General features: G+C 65.2%; 19 protein-coding genes and 1 other RNA gene. 12 read left to right on the top strand and 8 right to left on the bottom strand.

Annotated elements, in window-relative coordinates:
• Nucleotides 1-11: 11 nt before the first annotated feature.
• From yidC to dapE, 9 genes are all read left to right on the top strand, one after another.
• Nucleotides 12-1,865, top strand: coding sequence for a membrane protein insertase YidC (gene yidC / locus GDN70_RS06000; protein ID WP_152102277.1), 1,854 nt, complete (start codon nucleotides 12-14; stop codon nucleotides 1,863-1,865).
• A gap of 183 nt (nucleotides 1,866-2,048) precedes the next feature.
• Complete coding sequence (gene yihA, locus GDN70_RS05995; RefSeq protein WP_028140830.1) at nucleotides 2,049-2,702, top strand: ribosome biogenesis GTP-binding protein YihA/YsxC; 654 nt, start codon at nucleotides 2,049-2,051, stop codon at nucleotides 2,700-2,702.
• Nucleotides 2,702-3,067 (top strand): DUF423 domain-containing protein, encoded by a 366-nt coding sequence (locus tag GDN70_RS05990; protein WP_173015936.1) that lies wholly within the window; start codon nucleotides 2,702-2,704, stop codon nucleotides 3,065-3,067. The genes yihA and GDN70_RS05990 overlap by 1 nt, the downstream gene beginning before the upstream one ends.
• 198 nt (nucleotides 3,068-3,265) lie before the next feature.
• Complete coding sequence (argB, locus tag GDN70_RS05985) at nucleotides 3,266-4,153, top strand: acetylglutamate kinase (RefSeq protein ID WP_028140832.1); 888 nt, start codon at nucleotides 3,266-3,268, stop codon at nucleotides 4,151-4,153.
• Nucleotides 4,154-4,347: 194 nt separating this feature from the next.
• The gene (locus GDN70_RS05975) at nucleotides 4,348-5,334 is read left to right on the top strand and encodes a DUF1036 domain-containing protein (RefSeq protein ID WP_152102275.1); all 987 of its coding nucleotides are present in this window, start codon (nucleotides 4,348-4,350) and stop codon (nucleotides 5,332-5,334) included.
• A gap of 194 nt (nucleotides 5,335-5,528) precedes the next feature.
• On the top strand, nucleotides 5,529-6,221 hold the full coding sequence (locus GDN70_RS05970) for a pyrimidine 5'-nucleotidase (protein WP_028140834.1): 693 nt from the start codon (nucleotides 5,529-5,531) through the stop codon (nucleotides 6,219-6,221).
• Between the two features lie 263 nt (nucleotides 6,222-6,484).
• A complete protein-coding gene (gene dapD, locus GDN70_RS05965) occupies nucleotides 6,485-7,330 on the top strand; it encodes a 2,3,4,5-tetrahydropyridine-2,6-dicarboxylate N-succinyltransferase (RefSeq protein ID WP_028140835.1) in 846 nt (281 codons plus the stop codon).
• Between the two features lie 222 nt (nucleotides 7,331-7,552).
• Nucleotides 7,553-8,206: a DUF805 domain-containing protein gene (locus GDN70_RS05960; protein WP_038947342.1), complete on the top strand. Its 654-nt coding sequence runs from the start codon at nucleotides 7,553-7,555 to the stop codon at nucleotides 8,204-8,206.
• The gene (dapE, locus tag GDN70_RS05955; RefSeq protein WP_038947341.1) at nucleotides 8,203-9,369 is read left to right on the top strand and encodes a succinyl-diaminopimelate desuccinylase; all 1,167 of its coding nucleotides are present in this window, start codon (nucleotides 8,203-8,205) and stop codon (nucleotides 9,367-9,369) included. Before GDN70_RS05960 ends, dapE begins: the two co-directional genes overlap by 4 nt.
• A 131-nt stretch (nucleotides 9,370-9,500) precedes the next feature.
• Here the strand turns inward: dapE and truA are convergent, their stop codons facing one another.
• From truA to def, 3 genes are all read right to left on the bottom strand, one after another.
• On the bottom strand, nucleotides 9,501-10,238 hold the full coding sequence (gene truA / locus GDN70_RS05950) for a tRNA pseudouridine(38-40) synthase TruA (RefSeq protein WP_152102274.1): 738 nt from the start codon (nucleotides 10,236-10,238) through the stop codon (nucleotides 9,501-9,503).
• Between the two features lie 6 nt (nucleotides 10,239-10,244).
• Nucleotides 10,245-11,180, bottom strand: a complete 936-nt coding sequence (gene fmt, locus GDN70_RS05945; protein ID WP_152102273.1) for a methionyl-tRNA formyltransferase — start codon at nucleotides 11,178-11,180, stop codon at nucleotides 10,245-10,247.
• A 138-nt stretch (nucleotides 11,181-11,318) separates the two neighbouring features.
• Complete coding sequence (gene def, locus GDN70_RS05940; protein WP_028140840.1) at nucleotides 11,319-11,843, bottom strand: peptide deformylase; 525 nt, start codon at nucleotides 11,841-11,843, stop codon at nucleotides 11,319-11,321.
• 170 nt (nucleotides 11,844-12,013) lie between these two features.
• On the opposite strand from def, the gene GDN70_RS05935 reads away from it, so the two are divergent.
• Nucleotides 12,014-13,213 (top strand): DNA recombination protein RmuC, encoded by a 1,200-nt coding sequence (locus tag GDN70_RS05935; protein WP_095425067.1) that lies wholly within the window; start codon nucleotides 12,014-12,016, stop codon nucleotides 13,211-13,213.
• Between the two features lie 141 nt (nucleotides 13,214-13,354).
• On the top strand, nucleotides 13,355-14,719 hold the full coding sequence (locus tag GDN70_RS05930) for an MFS transporter (protein WP_038972273.1): 1,365 nt from the start codon (nucleotides 13,355-13,357) through the stop codon (nucleotides 14,717-14,719).
• 117 nt (nucleotides 14,720-14,836) lie between these two features.
• On the opposite strand, the gene GDN70_RS05920 is transcribed toward GDN70_RS05930, so the two are convergent.
• The 5 genes from GDN70_RS05920 to ffs form a co-directional block, all read right to left on the bottom strand.
• Nucleotides 14,837-15,274 carry a hypothetical protein gene (locus GDN70_RS05920; protein WP_018320787.1) on the bottom strand — a complete coding sequence of 146 codons (438 nt, stop codon included), beginning with the start codon at nucleotides 15,272-15,274 and terminating at the stop codon, nucleotides 14,837-14,839.
• Between the two features lie 27 nt (nucleotides 15,275-15,301).
• A complete protein-coding gene (recR, locus tag GDN70_RS05915) occupies nucleotides 15,302-15,904 on the bottom strand; it encodes a recombination mediator RecR (RefSeq protein WP_018320788.1) in 603 nt (200 codons plus the stop codon).
• Nucleotide 15,905: 1 nt separating this feature from the next.
• Entirely contained in the window at nucleotides 15,906-16,226 is a 321-nt protein-coding gene (locus GDN70_RS05910; RefSeq protein WP_028140843.1) for a YbaB/EbfC family nucleoid-associated protein, read from the bottom strand.
• Nucleotides 16,227-16,254: 28 nt separating this feature from the next.
• A complete protein-coding gene (locus tag GDN70_RS05905) occupies nucleotides 16,255-18,075 on the bottom strand; it encodes a DNA polymerase III subunit gamma/tau (RefSeq protein WP_152102272.1) in 1,821 nt (606 codons plus the stop codon).
• Between the two features lie 95 nt (nucleotides 18,076-18,170).
• Nucleotides 18,171-18,267: signal recognition particle sRNA small type (gene ffs / locus GDN70_RS05900), an RNA gene on the bottom strand.
• Between the two features lie 182 nt (nucleotides 18,268-18,449).
• On the opposite strand from ffs, the gene GDN70_RS05895 reads away from it, so the two are divergent.
• On the top strand, nucleotides 18,450-19,295 hold the full coding sequence (locus tag GDN70_RS05895) for a transporter substrate-binding domain-containing protein (protein WP_028140845.1): 846 nt from the start codon (nucleotides 18,450-18,452) through the stop codon (nucleotides 19,293-19,295).
• Nucleotides 19,296-19,352: the final 57 nt, after the last annotated feature.

Below are 19,352 nucleotides of genomic sequence, written 5' to 3'. Positions count from 1 at the left end.
AGACCCCAGAGATGACCGACAATCGCAATACCATCCTCGCCGTCATTCTGTCGGGCCTCGTCCTGATCGCCTGGCAGTATTTCTACAATGTGCCGGCGATGGAGAAGCAGCGCGCCCAGCAGCAGACGCAGGCCGAGCTCCAGAAGACCACGCCGCAGCCGTCGGCCTCCGCGACGCCGGGCGCGGCGCCGCAGCAGCCGGGCAACGCCGCTCAGCCGGCAACGCCGGGCGCGAACCAGCAGGCCCAGCCCGTGGTGGCGCGTGAGGCCGCGATTGCAGCCAGCCCGCGCGTGAAGATCGACACGCCGCGGATTGCCGGCAGCATCGCGCTGAAGGGCGGCCGCATCGACGACATCGCGCTGGTGCAATTCCGCGAAACGGTCGATCCGAAGTCGCCGCCGATCATCCTCTATTCGCCCTCGGGCACCGCGGAGCCCTATTACGCCGAATTCGGCTGGGTGGCGGCGACGGGCGTGACGGCGAAGATGCCTGATGCCCAGACCGTCTGGCAGCAGGACGGCAGCGGCAGCCTGACGCCGACGACGCCGGTGGTGCTGAAATGGGAGAATGGCGATGGTCTCACCTTCCGCCGCACCATTGCGGTCGACGACCATTATCTCTTCACCATCAAGGACGAGGTGAGCAATGTCGGCAATGCGCCGGTTACGCTCTATCCGTTCGCGCTGATCTCGCGCCACGGTGCGCCGCAGGTCTCCGGCTACTACATCCTGCATGAAGGCCTGATCGGCTATCTCGGCGACCAGGGCCTGCAGGAATATGCCTACAAGAAGATCGACGAAAGCAAGAAGGTGGACTTCAAGGTCACCAACGGCTGGCTCGGCATCACCGACAAGTACTGGGCCTCGGCGCTGTTGCCGGATACCAATGCCCAGCTGCAGGCGCGCTTCTCGTCGAACCCATCCGGCAACGTCCACACCTACCAGACCGATTATCTGCTCGACCCCGTCACCGTCGCGATCGGCGGCACTGCGACGGCGAACGCGCGGCTGTTCGCCGGCGCCAAGGAAGCCGGCGTGGTCGGCGTGTTCCCGTTCGCCGGCCTCGGCGGCTACAACAAGGAGCTGGGGCTGAACCATTTCGATCTCTTGATCGACTGGGGCTGGTTCTACTTCATCACCAAGCCGATGTTCCTCGGCCTCGACTTCTTCTACCGCTTCTTCGGCAATTTCGGCATCTCGATCCTGCTCGTGACCGTGATCGTGAAGCTGCTGTTCTTCCCGCTGGCGAACAAGTCCTACGCCTCGATGGCGAAGATGAAGTCGGTTCAGCCGCAGCTGCAGGCGCTCAAGGAGCGTTATCCCGACGACAAGGTGAAGCAGCAGCAGGAGATGATGGAGATCTACCGCAAGGAGAAGATCAATCCGGTCGCCGGCTGTCTCCCCGTGCTGATCCAGATCCCGGTGTTCTTCTCGCTCTACAAGGTGCTGTTCGTCACCATCGAGATGCGGCACGCGCCGTTCTACGGCTGGATCAAGGACCTCTCGGCGCCGGATCCGACCAACCTGTTCAACCTGTTCGGGCTGATCCCGTTCGATCCGACCACGATCCCGGTGTTCGGCCATTACCTCGCGCTCGGCATCTGGCCGATCATCATGGGCATCACGATGTGGTTCCAGATGAAGCTGAACCCGACACCGCCGGACCCGACGCAGCAGATCATCTTCAACTGGATGCCGCTGATCTTCACCTTCATGCTGGCGGGCTTCCCGGCGGGCCTCGTGATCTACTGGGCCTGGAACAACCTGCTCTCGGTGATCCAGCAGAGCTACATCATGCGCCGCAACGGGGTGAAGGTGGAGCTGTTCGATAATCTCAAGGCGACGTTCGCGAAGAAGGCGACGTAGCTGCACACGAAGCGTGCCCGGTCATGCGGGCGCAAATGCCTCCACAGCGTCATGCCCGGGCTTGTCCCGGGCATCCACGTTTTGGAGGGTACCGCGCAGACAGACGTGGATGGCCGGGACATTTGAATGGGAAGACGCGCTTCGCGCTTTTGCCCGGCCAAGACGCGAGGATAGACTTTCCAGATGACCGATAAATCAGACGACAAGCTGATCGAGGCCGGGCGGAAGCTGTTCGCGCGCGACTGGCAGTTCATCTGGGCCTCGCCCTCGATCCAGACGCTGCCGCCGATGGCGGGGCTGGAGGTCGCCTTTGCCGGGCGCTCCAATGTCGGCAAGTCGAGCCTGATCAACGCGCTGACGGGGCGCAACGCGCTGGCGCGCACCTCGCATACGCCGGGACGCACCCAGGAGCTGATCTTCTTCGAGGTCCCCGGCAAGACCGACCTGCGCCTGGTCGACATGCCCGGCTACGGCTATGCCAAGGCGCCCAAGAGCCAGGTGGCGTCCTGGACCGAGCTGATCCACAAATTCCTGCTGGGACGCGCCTCGCTTGCGCGCGTCTACGTGCTGATCGACGCGCGGCATGGCCTCAAGGAGGTCGACCTCGAGGTCCTCAAGACGCTCGACCGCTCCGCGGTCAGCTACCAGATCGTGCTGACCAAGGCCGACCAGGTGAAGGCCTCCGAGCTGCAATCGCGCATCGCCGAAACCGAGGCGGCGCTGGCCAGGCATCCGGCCGCGTTCCCGAACGTGCTCGCGACCTCGTCACGCAGCTCGACCGGCATGGAGAGCTTGCGCGCCGCGATGGCGAAACTGCTGGAAGAGCGCGCTACGTGATGGTGGCGCAGCGCCTGCTGATCGGACTTGCCGGTTTGATGGGCGCCGCCGGCGTCGCGCTGGCCGCCGCCTCGGCGCATGGCGGCGATGCGAGCCGGCTGGCCTCGGCCAGCGCGATGCTGCTGTTTCATGCAACTGCCATACTTGCAGCTGTCGCCCTGCTGGCGCGCGGCCTTCTGCACGGCGGAATTGGCCTCATCGGTGCATTCGGCTTCGTGATCGGCGCCGTGCTGTTCGCGGGCGACCTCACCTTGCGGCAATATGCCGGGCACTCGCTGTTTCCATACGCAGCGCCGACGGGCGGGACGGTGGTGATCGCGAGCTGGCTGGCCGTGACGCTGGCCGCGGTGGTGGCGCGGAAATAGGTCTCGTGTCCCGGACGCGGTGCGGCACGCAGTGACGCTCCGCAGAGCCGGGACCCAGCAAGCCGCATGGGCCCCGGCTCTGCAGCGCACCGCTGAAGAAGCGCTGCGCTGCGTCCGGGGCACGAAGACCACTTTGCGCCACGCCCGCCAATCGGATAGAACGCAGGCCGCTCCAGTCCCGCCAGCGAGATCCGCGACATGACCGACATCTCCCCGCTCGACCAGGCCCGCATCCTGTCGGAAGCGCTGCCGCACATGCAGCAGTATGACGAGGAAACCATCGTCATCAAATATGGCGGCCATGCCATGGGCGACGAGGAGACCGCGAAGAATTTTGCCCGCGACATCGTGCTGCTGGAGCAGACCGCCATCAATCCGGTGGTGGTGCATGGCGGCGGGCCGCAGATCGCGACCATGCTCAAGCGCCTCGGCATCGTCTCGGAATTCGCAGCCGGCCTGCGCATCACCGATGCGGCGACCATCGAGATCGTCGAGATGGTGCTCGCCGGCTCCGTCAACAAGCAGATCGTCGGCTACATCAACGAAGCCGGCGGCAAGGCCGTGGGGTTGTCCGGCAAGGACGGCAACATGGTGAAGGCGTCGAAGACGACGCGGACCATCATCGATCCGGGCTCGAACATCGAGAAGGCAATCGATCTCGGCTTCGTCGGCGATCCCGAGAAGGTGGACCTCACGCTGCTCAACCAGCTGATCGGCTACGAGCTGATCCCGGTGCTGGCGCCGCTCGCAACCTCGAAGGAAGGCCAGACGCTGAACGTCAACGCCGACACTTTTGCCGGTGCGGTTGCCGGCGCGCTGAAGGCCAAGCGCCTGTTGCTGCTCACCGACGTGCCTGGCGTGCTCGACAAGTCGAAGAAGCTGATCCCGCAATTGTCGGTCAAGGACGCGCGAAAGCTGATCGCCGACGGCACCATTTCCGGCGGCATGATCCCGAAGGTCGAGACCTGCATCTATGCGCTGGAGCAGGGCGTGGAGGGCGTCGTCATCATCGACGGCAAGATGCAGCACGCGGTGCTGCTTGAACTCTTCACCAACCAGGGCACGGGAACGCTGATCCACAAGTGAGGGACGAGCGGACAAAGAAAACCGTCATGGCCGGGCTTGTCCCGGCCATCCGCGATCTTTCGATCCGCGCCAAGAACGTGGATGCCCGGGCCTTCGCCTCGCCGAAGAGGCTTTGGCCTCGCAGGCGGGACAAGCCCGGGCATGACGGGCGGAGGGCTCAGCGCCCCCGCCGCTCACCCCTGACCCGCTTCCTGATGGCGCTGCCGGCCGCGGCCGTCTCGTTCGTCTTCTCCTCGGTGCCGGCCCTCGCCGATCTGAAGATCTGCAACCGCATGTCCTATGTCGTCGAGGCCGCGATCGGCATCGACGACAAGGCGGCGACCGCGACGCGCGGCTGGTTCAGGGTCGATCCCGCCACCTGCCGCGTGGTGGTGCAGGGCACGCTGACCGCCGATCGCATCCTGCTCAACGCCCGCGCGCTCGGCGTCTATGGCGCCTCCCCGATTCCGCAGAACGGCAGCGACATGCTCTGTGTCGCGCAGGACAATTTCGTCATCGCGGCGGCCCGGCAATGCCGCAGCGGCCAGACCCAGGCTGCGTTTACGCAAGTGACGCCGGCGCAAGGAGCCGACGGCAACCTCATTGCCTATCTCGCCGAGGATTCCGAATATGACGACGAGCAGGCCCGCCTCGCCGGCATCCAGCGGCTGTTGGTGATCGCGGGCTACGACGCCGCGCCGATCGACGGCGTCGACGGGCCGAAGACGCAGGCAGCCCTGGCCGCGTTCCTGAAGGGCCGCGGCTTGTCGTCGGACATCGTGGGCTCGCAGAACTTCTTCAAGACCATGGTCGATGCGGTGCAGACGCCGTCCGCGACCGGCCTCACCTGGTGCAACGACACGCCGCACAAGGTGATGGCGGCGATCGCGACCGACGACGGCAAGTCCGTGACCAGCCGCGGCTGGTATCGCATCGATCCCAAGACCTGCCTGCACCCTGATGTGACCGGTCAGCCCAAGCAGATCTTCAGCTTCGCGGAAGCCGTCGACGCCGACAACCGCGCCGTCAAGCTGAAGGACCGGCCGCTGAACTGGGGCGGCGACAGGCAGCTCTGCACGCGCGAGACCAAGTTCGAGACCGTTGAGCAGACCGATTGCGGCGCGCGCGGATTCGCGGCGACGGGATTTGGTGCGGTGGACATGTCGAGCGGCGGCAAGACGCTCCGCTTTGCGGTGCCGTGAAATTGGCGTCATGATCAACACGCAAGCGCCTACAAGCTCCGCTGTCGTCCCCGCGAAGGCGGGGACCCATAACCCCAGGGAGTGGTTGTGGCGCGAAGCTGGCCACCCCGAATCTTCACCGAACTCCTCTCCGTGTTTATGGGTCCCGGGCTCGCGCTTCGCGCGCCCCGGGACGACGAGCTGAGAATGTTGATATGAACCAACCCCGCACCTTTGCTCATGTCGACACCTGGGTGTTCGACCTCGACAACACGCTGTATCCGCATCACGTCAATTTGTGGCAGCAGGTCGATGTGCGGATCACCGAGTTCGTGTCGAGCTGGCTGCAGGTGACGCCGGCGGAGGCGCGAAAACTGCAGAAGGATTATTACCTGCGCTTCGGCACCACGATGCGCGGCATGATGACCCTGCATGGCGTGTCCGCCGACGACTATCTCGCCTATGTCCACAAGATCGACCATTCACCGCTGCAGCCGAACCCGGCGCTCGGCGAAGCCATCGCAAACTTATCGGGGCGCAAGCTGATCCTGACCAATGGCTCGGTCGACCATGTCGATGCGGTGCTGGCGCGTCTCGGCCTGGCAACGCATTTCGACGGCGTGTTCGACATCATCGCCGCCCAGTTCGAGCCGAAGCCGGCGGCGCAGACCTATCAGAAATTCCTCGCCGACCACGCGGTCGATCCGACCAAAGCCGCGATGTTCGAGGACCTCGCCCGCAACCTCACCGTCCCGCACCAGCTCGGCATGACCACCGTGCTGGTGGTGCCTGACGGAACGAAGGAGGTGGTGCGGGAGGACTGGGAACTGGAAGGCCGGGATGCCGCCCATGTCGACCACGTCACGGATGATCTGACGGGGTTTTTGGCAGGGCTCTCGCCCCTATAACCGCCGTCGTCCCGGGCAAGCGTAAGCGCAGACCCGGGACCCATAGCCACGGGATTTGGTTGTCGCGCCGGATTGGTAACTCCGAATCTTCGTCAAACCACTCCCTGTGGCTATGGGTCCCGGATCGGCGCTCCGCTTCGCTGCGCTTGTCCGGGACGACAGCGGAGTATGGACGACGGCGGAGTATGCCTTGACTCCGCCCGCCCAAATCCCGAAAAAGCGCCCCAATCCGTCAAATTCCTGCTTCCCCAGAGGAAATCCCGATGTCCCTCCAAGCCCTCGAATCCACCATCAACAGCGCCTTCGACGCGCGCGACGGCATCTCGACCTCGACCAAGGGCGAGGTGCGCGAGGCCGTGGACCAAGCACTGGAGATTCTGGACAAGGGCGAGGCGCGCGTTGCCGAGCGCGGCAGCGACGGCAAGTGGAAGGTCAATCAGTGGCTGAAGAAGGCCGTGCTGCTGTCGTTCCGCCTCAACGACATGGGCGTCATTCCCGGCGGATCCGGCAAGGCGACCTGGTGGGACAAGGTGCCCTCGAAGTTCGAAGGCTGGGGCGAGAACCGTTTTCGCGACGCCGGTTTTCGTGCCGTACCCGGCTCGGTGGTGCGCCGCTCGGCCTTCATCGCCAAGAACGTCGTGCTGATGCCGTCCTTCGTCAATCTCGGCGCCTATGTCGATGAGAGCACCATGGTCGACACCTGGGCCACCGTCGGCTCCTGCGCCCAGATCGGCAAGCGCGTGCACATCTCCGGCGGCGCCGGCATCGGCGGCGTGCTCGAGCCGCTGCAGGCCGAGCCCGTGATCGTCGAGGACGATTGCTTCATCGGCGCGCGCTCCGAGGTCGCCGAGGGCGTGATCGTGCGCAAGGGCGCGGTGCTGGCGATGGGCGTGTTCCTGGGCGCCTCGACCAAGATCGTCGACCGCGAGACCGGCGAGGTCTTCATCGGCGAAGTGCCCGAATATTCCGTCGTGGTGCCCGGCGCGCTGCCCGGCAAGCCGATGAAGAACGGCCAGATCGGCCCGAGCACCGCCTGCGCCGTCATCGTCAAGCGCGTCGACGAGCGCACGCGCTCCAAGACCAGCATCAACGAGTTGCTGCGGGATTGAGTTCGGCGCACACCGCTGTCGTCCCGGCGAAGGCCGGGACCCATACTCCGAGGCCGTGGTTTGGCGAAGACTCGTCGTTCGGTACGACTATCTTTCTACTGTCGATAGATCACGCGGTATGGGTCCCGGCCTTCGCCGGGACGACACCGGAGCCCTATCGAACCCACCCCCTCTCCATCGCGACCAAATATCGGGCGGCTCCTCCCGCCCGGAGCCGTTCGCATGGACTGGATCTGGTATCTGTTCCGCTTCGACGGCCGCATCAACCGCGCGTTGCTGTGGCAGGCGCTGCTGATCGTCGCGCTGCTGGCGGGCTTGCTGGAGATTGCCGGTCAAGTCATCGGGATCGTCGGAGGGACGAGGTCCACCCTGAAGCTCGGAATTGAGCTCGATTTCGACTTCGGTCTCGACGGCCTCTTCAAGCTGGTCGACCCCCGCGTCTCCCACGCGCTGGCATCGGCCGATCTCGCGGGCTCGATCCTCAAGGCGTCCGGCATGGCGCTGTTCTTCTGGATCTATCTCGCGACGGCGATCAAGCGACTCCATGACCGCGACAAGAGCGGCTGGTGGATCGTTCCGTTCTTCTTCTTGCCCGGCCTGTTCAGCCAGTTCGCGGACCTGCTGCCCAAATCAAGCTGGATATTTTCGCTCAACCTGACTGCCGCACTGCTGTGGCTGTGGGGCCTCGTCGAAATGTTCTGCCGGTCCGGCACCTCGGGCCACAACCGGTTCGGCCCTGATCCGCTCCTCGATATCGAGGACAGTTCGGCATCCGCCGCCTCCCCTGCGAAAGGCTGGGACCAGAGCCGCGAGATCGAAATTGTCCCGCCCCGCGCTAGCCCACCCGGCGGCATGCATGTTAAGCGGGGCGCATGACCGATGCTCTCTCCATTGCCCGCGATCTGATCCGCTGCCCCTCGGTAACCCCTGAAGATGCCGGTGCGCTCGGGGTGCTCGAAAAAGCCCTCACCGCCGCCGGCTTCGCCTGCCACCGCGTGACCTTCAGCGAGCCCGGCACCGCCGACGTCGACAATCTCTATGCGCGGATCGGCACCGAAGGCCCGCACATCACCTTTGCCGGCCATACCGACGTGGTGCCACCCGGTGACGAGAGCGCCTGGAGCATCGGTGCGTTCTCCGGAGAGGTGAAGGACGGCGTCCTGCACGGCCGCGGCGCGGTCGACATGAAGGGCGGCATCGCCTGCTCGGTCGCCGCGGTGCTGGAGCATCTCGCCGCCAATGACGGCAAGCCGCGCAACGACGGAAAGGGCTCGATCTCGTTCCTGATTACGGGCGACGAGGAAGACGTCTCCATCAACGGCACCATCAAGCTATTGAAATGGACGGCCGAGCGCGGCGAAAAATTCGACCATTGCGTGCTGGGCGAGCCCTCCAATGTCGAGACGCTCGGCGACACCATCAAGGTCGGCCGCCGCGGCTCGCAATCCGGCACGCTGTACGTGGACGGCGTGCAGGGCCATGTCGCCTATCCGCATCGCGCCTCCAATCCGGTGCCTGACATCTCCAGGCTGATCGTTGCGATCTCCGACGAGCCGCTCGACCATGGCAGCGCGCAATTCCAGGCCTCCAATCTCGAATTCACCTCGGTCGACGTCGGCAACAAAGCGAGCAACGTCATCCCCGGCGAGGCCCGCGCAAAATTCAACATCCGCTACAACGACAACCACACCCAGGCCTCGTTGCGCGAGCTGGTCGAGACGCGGCTGACAAAAGCCTGCGGCAACCGCATCAAGGCCCGCATCGTCTGGGAGCCCTCGAACTCCAACGTGTTCGTCACCAAGCCCGGCCCGTTCACTGATCTCGCGGTGTCCGCGATCGAGGAGGTGACGGGGCGGAAGCCCGAGCTGTCGACGAGCGGTGGCACGTCGGACGCAAGGTTCATTTCCAGCTATTGCCCGGTGATCGAATTCGGTCTGGTCGGCCAGACCATGCATCAGGTCGACGAGCGGGTGCCCGTCAAGGATCTGGAGAAGCTGACGCAGGTCTATCGCGGGATTTTGACGCGGTATTTCGGGTAGGTGCGGTCATTGCCAAGTATTCCGCCGTCATGCCCGGGCTTGTCCCGGGCATCCACGTACTTCAGTCCCAGCAAGAAAGATCGTGGATGGCCGGGACAAACCCGGCCATGACGGTGTGGCGGCATCACGCGCTAATAGTCCACCTTCATCAGATACAGCCCATCCGGCGGGGCGACGATGCCGCAGGCGGCGCGGTTGCGCGCCTCTAACGCTGCGGAGAGGTCTTCGGCGGTCCAGCGGCCCTCGCCGACCCAGATCAGCGAGCCCACCATCGAGCGCACCTGGCTGTGCAGGAACGAGCGCGCCGAGGTGACGATGGTGATCTCGCGGCCGTCACGCAGCACGTCGAGCTGGTCGAGCGTCTTCTCCGGTGACTTGGCCTGGCACTCGGTGTCGCGGAACGTGGTGAAATCGTGCTTGCCGAGCAGACGCTGTGCCGCCACATGCATCGCCTCCGCATCGAGCCGGCGCGGCACGCGCCAGGCATGACCGATGTCGAGCGCGAGATTGGCGCGGGTGTTGATCACGCGGTAGCGGTAGTGGCGCTTCACCGCGGAGAAGCGCGCCTCGAACGTGTCAGGCACGATCTCCGCCTCCAGCACCGCGATCGGATGCGGGCGCAGATGCGCGTTGAGCCCATCGCGAAAACGGCCCGGCGGAAACTGCTTGTCGATATCGACATGCGCGACCTGGCCACGCGCATGCACGCCGGCATCGGTGCGGCCGGCGCCATGCACCCGCAAATCCGCGCCGGTCATCGCCTTCACGGCCGCCTCCAGCGCGCCCTGCACCGAAGGCAGCGTGTCCTGCACCTGCCAGCCGAAAAACGGCGCGCCGTCATACTCGATGGTGAGCTTGTAGCGGGGCATCGCTGATCAGTTGAACCTCGCTCCCGCCTTCAGCGGCACGCCGCGCAGGAAATCCGCGGCCTGCATCCGGCCCTTGCCTTCGCGCTGGAGCTCGATGATGCGGATGGCGCCCTCGCTGCAGGCGATGGTGAGCTTGTCATCGAGCACCTCGCCCGGCGCGCCCGACCCCTTTGCCAATTCACACCGCAGGATCTTGACGCGCGCATTCTCGCTGACGCCGGCAAGCTCGGCCCAGGCGCCGGGGAATGGCGACAGGCCGTGGATGTGACGCAGCACGGCACGCGCCGGCCTGGTCCAGTCGATGCGCGCCTCGGCCTTGTCGATCTTGGCGGCGTAGGTGACACCGTCCTCGCTCTGCTTCTTGAGCTGGAGCCCATCGCGGGCGAGCGCGGCCATCGCGCGCACCATGAGATCGGCGCCGAGGCGAGAGAGACGATCGTGCAAATCGAGTGCAGTCATGTTGTCCGTGATCGCGAGGCGCTCGGCCATGGCGACGTCGCCGGTATCGAGACCGACGTCCATCTTCATCACCATCACGCCGCTCTCGGCATCGCCGTCCATGATCGCACGGTTGATCGGCGCTGCGCCGCGCCAGCGCGGCAGCAGCGAAGCGTGCAGATTGTAGCAGCCGAGTTTTGGCGCATCGAGGATCGCCTGCGGCAGGATCATGCCATAGGCGACGACCACGGCGGCATCGGCGTCGAACGCGCTGAACTCGTCGAGCGCTTCCTGGGTCTTCAGCGTCTTCGGCGTCCGCACGGGAATGCCGAGCTTTCGCGCAGCTTCTTCGACCGGCGTCGGCTGCAATTGCAGGCCGCGCCGCCCGCCGGGCTTCGGCGCGCGGGTGTAGACGGCGACGATCTCGTGGCCATGCGCGACCAGCTCGAGCAGCGTCGGCACGGAGAAATCGGGCGTGCCCATGAAGATCAGGCGGAGGGGCATGTGGCGAGACAATCCTCGGAAACGAGCAACGTACTCGTCATGGCCGGGCTTGTCCCGGCCATCCACGTTCTTCCGGCCTGCGGCGGCACAGAACGTGGATGTCCGGCACAAGGCCGGGTATGACGGCGGAGAACGTGGTTACTCCGCGCGCTTGGCGGCCTTCTCGAACTTCTTCATCACGCGGTCGCGCTTGAGCTTCGACAGATAGTCGACGAACAGCACGCCGTTGAGATGGTCGATCTCGTGCTGGATGCAGGTGGCATAGAGGCCTTCGGCGTCCTCCTCGTGCACCTTGCCGTCGAGATCGGTGAAGCGCACGCGCACCTTCGCAGGGCGCTCGACCTCCTCGTAATATTCGGGGATCGAGAGACAGCCTTCCTCGTAGACCGAGAGCTCCTCGGACGAGGCGATGATCTCGGGGTTGATGAAGACGCGCGGAAGCGGCGTGGTCTCGCCGTTCTCGTCGCGTTTGGCGAGGTCCATGGTGATCAGCCGCAGCGGCTGCGCGACCTGGATCGCGGCGAGGCCAATACCGGGCGCGTCGTACATGGTCTCGAACATGTCGTCGGCAAGCTTGCGAATCTCCGGCGTGACCTTCTCGATCGGCTTGGAGACCAGACGCAGCTGCCTGTCGGGCAGGATGATGATTTCTCTGAGGGCCATGGCCGCGATTTAAGCCGCGCGCCGGACGCGGTCAATCCGGCCGGGAACCCCGTTAACCCCTCGCTAACCATAAAACTTGAGGTTTCGTTAACCATAAAAATTAGGGGGCTATTAACCATAACCGTTCCCTCTTCGTTCGCTAAGGTCGGCGAATCGCGCTAGAAGGGCCCATGAACGAGATCATTTTCATGCTGGCCGACTGGCCGGTGCGCACGATTGATGCCCTGATCGGCTTCGGCGCCCTTGTCCTCACCCTGCTGGTGACGATCGCCGTCGTGATCGCCCGCTCGGGCCGGCGCGGCGCGGAACTCGCGATGGCGCATGCGATCCGGGCCGACGAGCTCGAGGAGCGCCTGAGCGAGGTGCTGCGCGCCCAGAGCGAATCCTCAGGGAGGGTCGACGCCATGACCCAGGCGCTGGCGGGACGCCAGGCCGAGATGGCGCGCGCGGTCAACGAGCGGCTGGATTCGGTCACCCATCGCGTCGGCCAGTCGATGGAACATTCGACGCGCAACACCATGGAGAGCCTGCGCGCGCTGCACGAGCGGCTCGGCATCATCGACAGCGCCCACAAGAACCTTACCGATCTCACCACCCAGGTGACGACCCTGCGCGACGTGCTCGCCAACAAGCAGTCGCGCGGCGCCTTCGGCCAGGCGCGGATGGAGGCGATCGTCCAGGACGGTCTGCCGAAGGGCGCCTACGAGTTCCAGTTCACGCTCTCGACCGGCAAGCGGCCCGACTGCGTCGTGTTCCTGCCAGACCAGCGCCCGCTCTGCATCGACGCGAAGTTTCCGCTGGAGGCGATGACGGCGCTGCACGACGCCCGCACCGACGAGGAGAAGCGCGTTGCCACGCAGCGGCTGCGCGGCGACGTGATGAAGCATGTCAGCGACATCGCGGAAAAATATCTCGTCACCGGCGAGACCCAGGAGATGGCACTGATGTTCGTGCCGTCGGAATCGGTCTATGCGGAAATCCATGACGGTTTCGACGACGTGATCCAGAAGGCCTATCGCGCCCGCGTGGTGCTGGTGTCGCCCTCGCTCTTGATGCTGGCGATCCAGGTCATGCAGCAGATCATGAAGGACGCGCGCATGCGCGATGCCGCCGACCAGATTCAGACTGAAGTGATCAAGCTCGGCGACGATCTGGGTCGTCTCAGGGATCGCGTGGTCAAATTGCAGAAGCATTTTTCCGATGCGAACGAGGACGTCCGCCAGATCCTGATTTCCGCCGACAAGATCGAGAAGCGCGCAGGACGAATCGAGGAGCTCGATTTCAGCAAGGCGGACGCGCCGGCCGAGGGACCGCGGCTGGTCGCGGGCGCGGGCGAGCTGTTTCCGCGGAAGCTCCAGGCGGGGGAGTGACACCGTTTCGTCATGGCCAGGCTTGTCCCGGCCATCCACGGACTTTTCAACGGCACCAAGAACGTGGATGCCCGGAACAAGCCCGGGCATGACGGGATTTGTGGCAGAGGCATCACCCCCAGAATCTGCTAACACCACCCCATGACCGCTCCCGACGCGACCTCCCCCGCCGCGACCTCCGTCCCTGCGCCCTCCTGGCGCGACAGCCTTGCCGTGTACCTGCAGCCCCGGGTGCTGATCGTGCTGTTCCTCGGCTTCTCCTCGGGGCTGCCGCTGGCGCTGTCGGGCTCCACGCTGCTGGTGTGGATGCGCGAGGCCGGGGTTGACCTGAAGACGATCGGGCTGTTCGCGCTGGTCGGCACGCCCTACACGCTGAAATTCCTGTGGGCGCCGCTGGTGGATGCGCTGCATGTGCCGCTGTTCACCCGCGCGTTCGGGCGGCGGCGCGGCTGGCTGCTGTTCTCGCAATTGCTGCTGATCGTCGCGATCCTGCTGCTGGCGATGACCGACCCGGCCAGCTCGCCGTTCTACGTCGCGCTGGGCGCGCTGCTGGTGGCGACGACGTCGTCGACGCAGGACATCGTGGTCGACGCCTTCCGCGTCGAGAGCCTGCCGGAGAGCGAGCAGGCCGCCGGTATGGCGGCTTACGTTGCGGCCTACCGCATCGGAATGCTGGTCTCGACCGCGGGCGCGCTGTTCATCGTCTCGGGCTTCGAAGGCACCGGCATACCCCGCACCTCGGCGTGGATGTGGGGCTATGTGGTGATGGCCGCGATGGTGCTGATCGGCACGATCACCGCGCTGGCCGCGACCGAGCCGGCGCAATCCGCACAGGCGGAAGCTGCGACACAAACCGAGACCGCCTTTGCGCGTGTGTTGAGCGCGGCGATCGGCGCGTTCTCCGAATTCCTGTCGCGCAAGGATGCTCTCGCCGCGCTCGCCTTCGTCGTGCTATTCAAGTTCACCGATGCCTTCTCGGGCACGATGACGGCGCCGTTCGTGATCGACCTCGGCTTCACCCGCAACGATTATGCGGCGATCGTGAAGGGCGTCGGCCTCGCCGCCACCCTGATCGGCGGGTTTGCCGGTGGTTTCGTCGCGCGGCGCTATCCGCTGGCAATGTCGCTCTGGATCGGTGGCGTGGTGCAGGCGCTGGCCAATTTGTCCTTTGCCTGGCTCGCAGTGGTCGGCACCAATCAATGGGCGCTGGCGCTCGCGATCTGTGCCGAGAACTTCACCAGCGCCATCGGCACCGTGATCTTCGTGGCCTACCTCTCGGCGCTCTGCCAGAACCCGCTGCACACGGCGACGCAATATGCGCTGCTCACCGCGCTCGCGGCGGTGGGGCGAACATATCTGTCGTCGAGCGCGGGCTATGTCGCGGACACCACGGGCTGGCCGCTGTTCTTCGTGATCTGCGTGCTGGTGGCAATCCCGAGCCTGGTGCTGCTCGCATGGCTGCAGAAGCGCGGACATTTCGAGGCGCTGGGGCCGGTGAGGGTGTGACGCTCTGTAGGGTGGGCAAAGGCGCACTTGCGCCGTGCCCACCATCGTTCCAAGCATTCGACACAGGCGGTGGGCACGCTTCGCTTTGCCCACCCTACGGCATCTCGATCTGCCCCCCTACTGCTTCTTGATCAAGCTCCACTTCGTGATCACGGCTTCGCTCATCTGGCCGGGATCGCTGGCGCAGGCGACTTCGTCGACCTTGACCGAGATTTCCTTGCCGACGAACGTCTTCAGCTGCGCGGCCTGCGCATCGCCGCTCGGAACGAGCTGGAACGTCTCGGGCCCGGTCTCGAGATTGCACAGCCCGTTCGGCGGCGGCAGGCGGCGCGGCTCGGACGTGATCTGGTAGGTCGCAACCCGCTTGCCGGCATTCTTGACGTCGCGCACTTTCAAGGCATTCAACTCGCCGGACAACACCTCGCCGGCGTTGATCGGCTTGCCGGGCTTGGACGGCGGCGGCGCCCCGTCGTCCTGCTGCGCGGAGATGGCCGGGCTCGCCAGCAGCATCATCGTCGCGACCAAAGCCAAGCGTGTGGCGAAAAGTTTCGTCATGTCGTCCGTTCCGTAAAGTCTGGATGGCTAGAACAGGGTACGCTGCCGCATCGCGGCCGATAGCGTACCTTCATCGAGATAATCAAGCTCGCCACCGACAGGCACACCATGGGCCAGCCGGGTTACTTTTACGTTGGCGTCCTGGAGCAGGTCGGTGATGTAGTGCGCCGTGGTCTGGCCGTCCACCGTGGCATTCAGCGCCAGGATGATTTCGTGCACCCGAGAATCATGCGCGCGCGCGACCAGCGCGTCGATGGTCAGATCCTGCGGGCCGACGCCGTCGAGCGGCGACAATGTCGCGCCCAGCACATGATAGCGACCCTGGGTCGCATTGGCCCGCTCCAGCGCCCAGAGATCGGCGACATCGGCGACGACGACGATGATGGCGTCATCGCGCTTGGGATCGGTGCAGACGGTGCAGGGATTTTGCGTATCGATGTTGCCGCAGGTCTTGCAGACCTGGACCTTGTCGAGCGCGACCTGCATGGCCGAGGCCAGCGGCATCATCAGCGCTTCGCGCTTCTTGATCAGATGCAGCGCCGCGCGCCGCGCCGAGCGCGGACCGAGGCCCGGCAGCCGCGCGAGAAGCTGCACCAGCCGCTCGATTTCGGGACCTGCAACCGCGCCCATCTTACTGGCCGAACAACCCCGGCGGCAGGCCGAGCCCGCCGGTCAGCGACTGCATCTTCTCCTGCATCGCGGTCTCCGCCTTGCGGCGGGCATCACCGAGCGCGGTGACGAGCAGATCTTCCAGCACTTCGCGCTCTTCCGGCTTCATCAGCGAGGGGTCGATCTTGATACCCTTGACGTCCATTTTCGCGGTCATGCGCACCGCGACGAGGCCGCCGCCGGAGATGCCCTCGACTTCCACGTTGGCCAGCTGCTCCTGCATCTCCTGCATCTTGGATTGCAGCTGCGCCGCCTGCTTCATCATGCCGAGAAAATCAGCCATCGGTGCTCGTCCTTGGAAAAAGATGGGCTCAGAGATCGTCGCCGTCGGAACCGTCGGGCGGATCGTCACTGCCATAGTCAGCGTTTATATTGGCTTCCGGCGTCTCGGGGGCAAGCCTGCGGACCTCGACAACCTTCGCGCCGGGGAAACGCGACATCACCTCCCGCACGCGCGGATCGGCCTCTGCGGTACGGGCATGCTCCTGCTTCGCCGCCTGGTTCACCGAGCGCAGCGTCGGCTGGCCCTGCTCGTTGGAGACGATCACCGTCCAGCGGCGGCCGGTCCACAGCTCGAATTTCTTGGCGAGCTCGGAGATCATGGTCTTGGAGGCGTTCGGCTCGAGCGCGACCTCCAGCCGGCCCTCCTCGAAACGGACGAGGCGCATGTCGCCCTCGAGCGCGCTCTTGGTCATGATGTCGCGCTTCTGCCCGGCGAGCGCGACGAGCTGGGTGAAGCTCGTGACGCGCAGCTGGGGCACCGCCCCTTGCGGATCCGGCGCGGGCGCCGCCATCTGCGGCCGCGCGCCGCCACCGCCGAACGAAGGCGGCGACGAGGTCGGCATGCGAACAGGCGCCGAGGAGGCCGTCGGCGCGGCCGGCGCGCTGCGTGCAGCACCGCCGCCGCTCGCGACCGGCGAGCCGCCGCCGTTCTGCTCCAGCATCCTGATCGCTTCGTCCGGCGTCGGCAGGTCGGCGACATAGGCGATGCGCACCAGCACCATCTCGGCGGCCGCAGCCGGGCGCGTCGCGGCCTGCACCTCGGCAATGCCCTTGAGCAGCATCTGCCACATCCGCGACAGCACGCGCATCGAGATCTTTGAGGCGAAATCCTTCGCACGCACGCGCTCAGTCTCACCATAGGCGACGTTGTCGGCAGTCGCCGGCACGATCTTCACGCGGGTGACGAAATTGACGAACTCGGCAAGGTCCGAAAGCACGACGATGGGATCGGCGCCGACATCATACTGATCGCGGAACTCCTTGAAGGCGGCGGCGATGTCGCCGCGCGCCAGCGAATCGAAGAGGTCGATGACGCGGGTGCGGTCGGCGAGCCCCAGCATCTGCCTGACGGCATCGGCCTTCACGGCGCCTGCCGCATGCGCGATCGCCTGGTCGAGCAGCGACAGCGAATCACGCACCGAGCCTTCGGCAGCGCGTGCGATGATGCCGAGCGCCTCCGGCTCGATCTCGACGTTTTCCTTGGCGGCGATATTGGCGAGGTGCTTCATCAGCACGTCCGCCTCGACGCGGCGCAGGTCAAAGCGCTGGCAGCGCGACAGCACGGTGACCGGAACCTTGCGGATCTCGGTGGTTGCGAACACGAACTTGGCGTGCTCCGGCGGTTCCTCCAGCGTCTTTAGGAAGGCGTTGAACGCCGCCGTCGACAGCATGTGGACTTCGTCGATGATGTAGACCTTGTAGCGCGCGCTGGCCGGCGCGTAGCGCACGCTGTCGTTGATCTGGCGGACGTCGTCAACGCCTGTGTGCGAGGCCGCGTCCATCTCCAGCACGTCCATGTGCCGGCTTTCCATGATCGCCTGGCAATGCACGCCCAGGGTCGGCATGTGGATGGTCGGACCCTTTACCGAACCATCAGGCATCTCGTAGTTGAGTGCACGGGCCAGAATGCGCGCGGTGGTGGTCTTGCCGACGCCGCGGACGCCGGTGAGGATCCAGGCCTGCGGAATGCGCCCGGTCTCGAACGCATTGGAGACGGTGCGGACCACCGCTTCCTGGCCGATCAGATCGTCGAAACTGGAGGGACGGTATTTGCGCGCCAGCACCCGGTACGGCGCATTGCCGGCCTGGCCGGCGCTGTCGGGGTTGGAAGGGGCGCCAGCGTCGGTCATCGGTCGATCCGCAATGAAATGTCTCTTGGCCGGCTTTTGCGGAAAGGAGCGCGCTGGCGGCTGATGCCGCCGGCGCTGGTTCGCTCGAAAAACAGGTAGGAGACTGACGAGCGACCCGATCCGGACCTCGTTAGGGCTGCTTCCTTCCGGACCTGACCCGGTTGGCGAGTGGCTCGTCCACCGCCAATCTCCCGGTCCCTATTTGGGGCCAAAAGGGGCGGAAAGCAAGCGGCTATCGCCCCTGATCGACGGCGCCTGCCCAGCATCCGGGCAATTCCCGATCTGCCCAGCCGATAGGCTGTGCTTTCACTGAAAGTGCGACCTTGGTATGAACCTGACGGAACCTGTCCCAACCAGAAAAGCGATTGATCCCAATGGTTACACGTCGTGATGTTGCATCGATTGTCGGACTTGGCGCGATGACCGCGGCCGCGCTGGCTTCGCCGGCCGTGGCCCAGACCGCCGATCCGAACGAATCGACCTTCGCCCGCATCCGCCGCACCAAGAAGATGCGAATCGGCGCGGTCGGCGGCGGCGCGCCCTATTACATGAAGGATCTCTCCAGCGGCCAGTGGAAGGGCTTCTACATCGACATCGCCAAGGGGCTCGCCGACGACATGGAGGCCGAGCTCGAGATCACCGAGACGACCTGGGGCAATTCGGTGCTCGACCTGCAGGCCAACAAGATCGACATCTTCTTCGGCCTCAACCCGACCCCGAAGCGCGCGCTGGTGGTCGACTTCTCGGTGCCGGTCTTCAACAACGCCTTCGCCATCCTCTGCAAGAAGGACTTCAAGCCGAAGAGCTGGGCCGAGCTGAACTCGCCCGACATCAAGATCGCCGTCGACCAGGGCTCCTCGCACGATCAGGTCGTCAGCCGCCTGACGCCGAAGGCGCAGATCACGCGGCTGAAGACCGCGGACGACGCCACCGCGGCGCTGCAGACCGGCCGCGTCGACGCGCAGTGCCTGATCACCATGCTGTCGCTGACCGTGCTGAAGAAGAACCCCTCGCTCGGCCAGCTCGTGCTGCCGACGCCGATCTTCGCAACGACCTCGAATGCCGGCTTCCGCCGCGAGACCGACAAGACCTGGCGCGATTACGTCAACACCTGGATCGACTTCAACAAGGGCCTCGGCTTCATCCGCAACGCGATCATCACCAACATGGAGCTGGTGGGCGTGACCGAAGCGGACATTCCGCCGGGCGTTTCGTTGTAAGTTTCCACTTTCGTCATTCCGGGGCTCGCGAAGCGAGAACCCGGAATCTCGAGGATC

Origin of the sequence: Bradyrhizobium sp. TM102, from assembly GCF_009176685.1 — a bacterium.
Lineage (GTDB): Bacteria > Pseudomonadota > Alphaproteobacteria > Rhizobiales > Xanthobacteraceae > Bradyrhizobium > Bradyrhizobium ottawaense.
The sequence above is the reverse complement of the archived record's forward strand: the minus strand, read 5'-3'. Positions and strand labels throughout refer to the sequence as shown.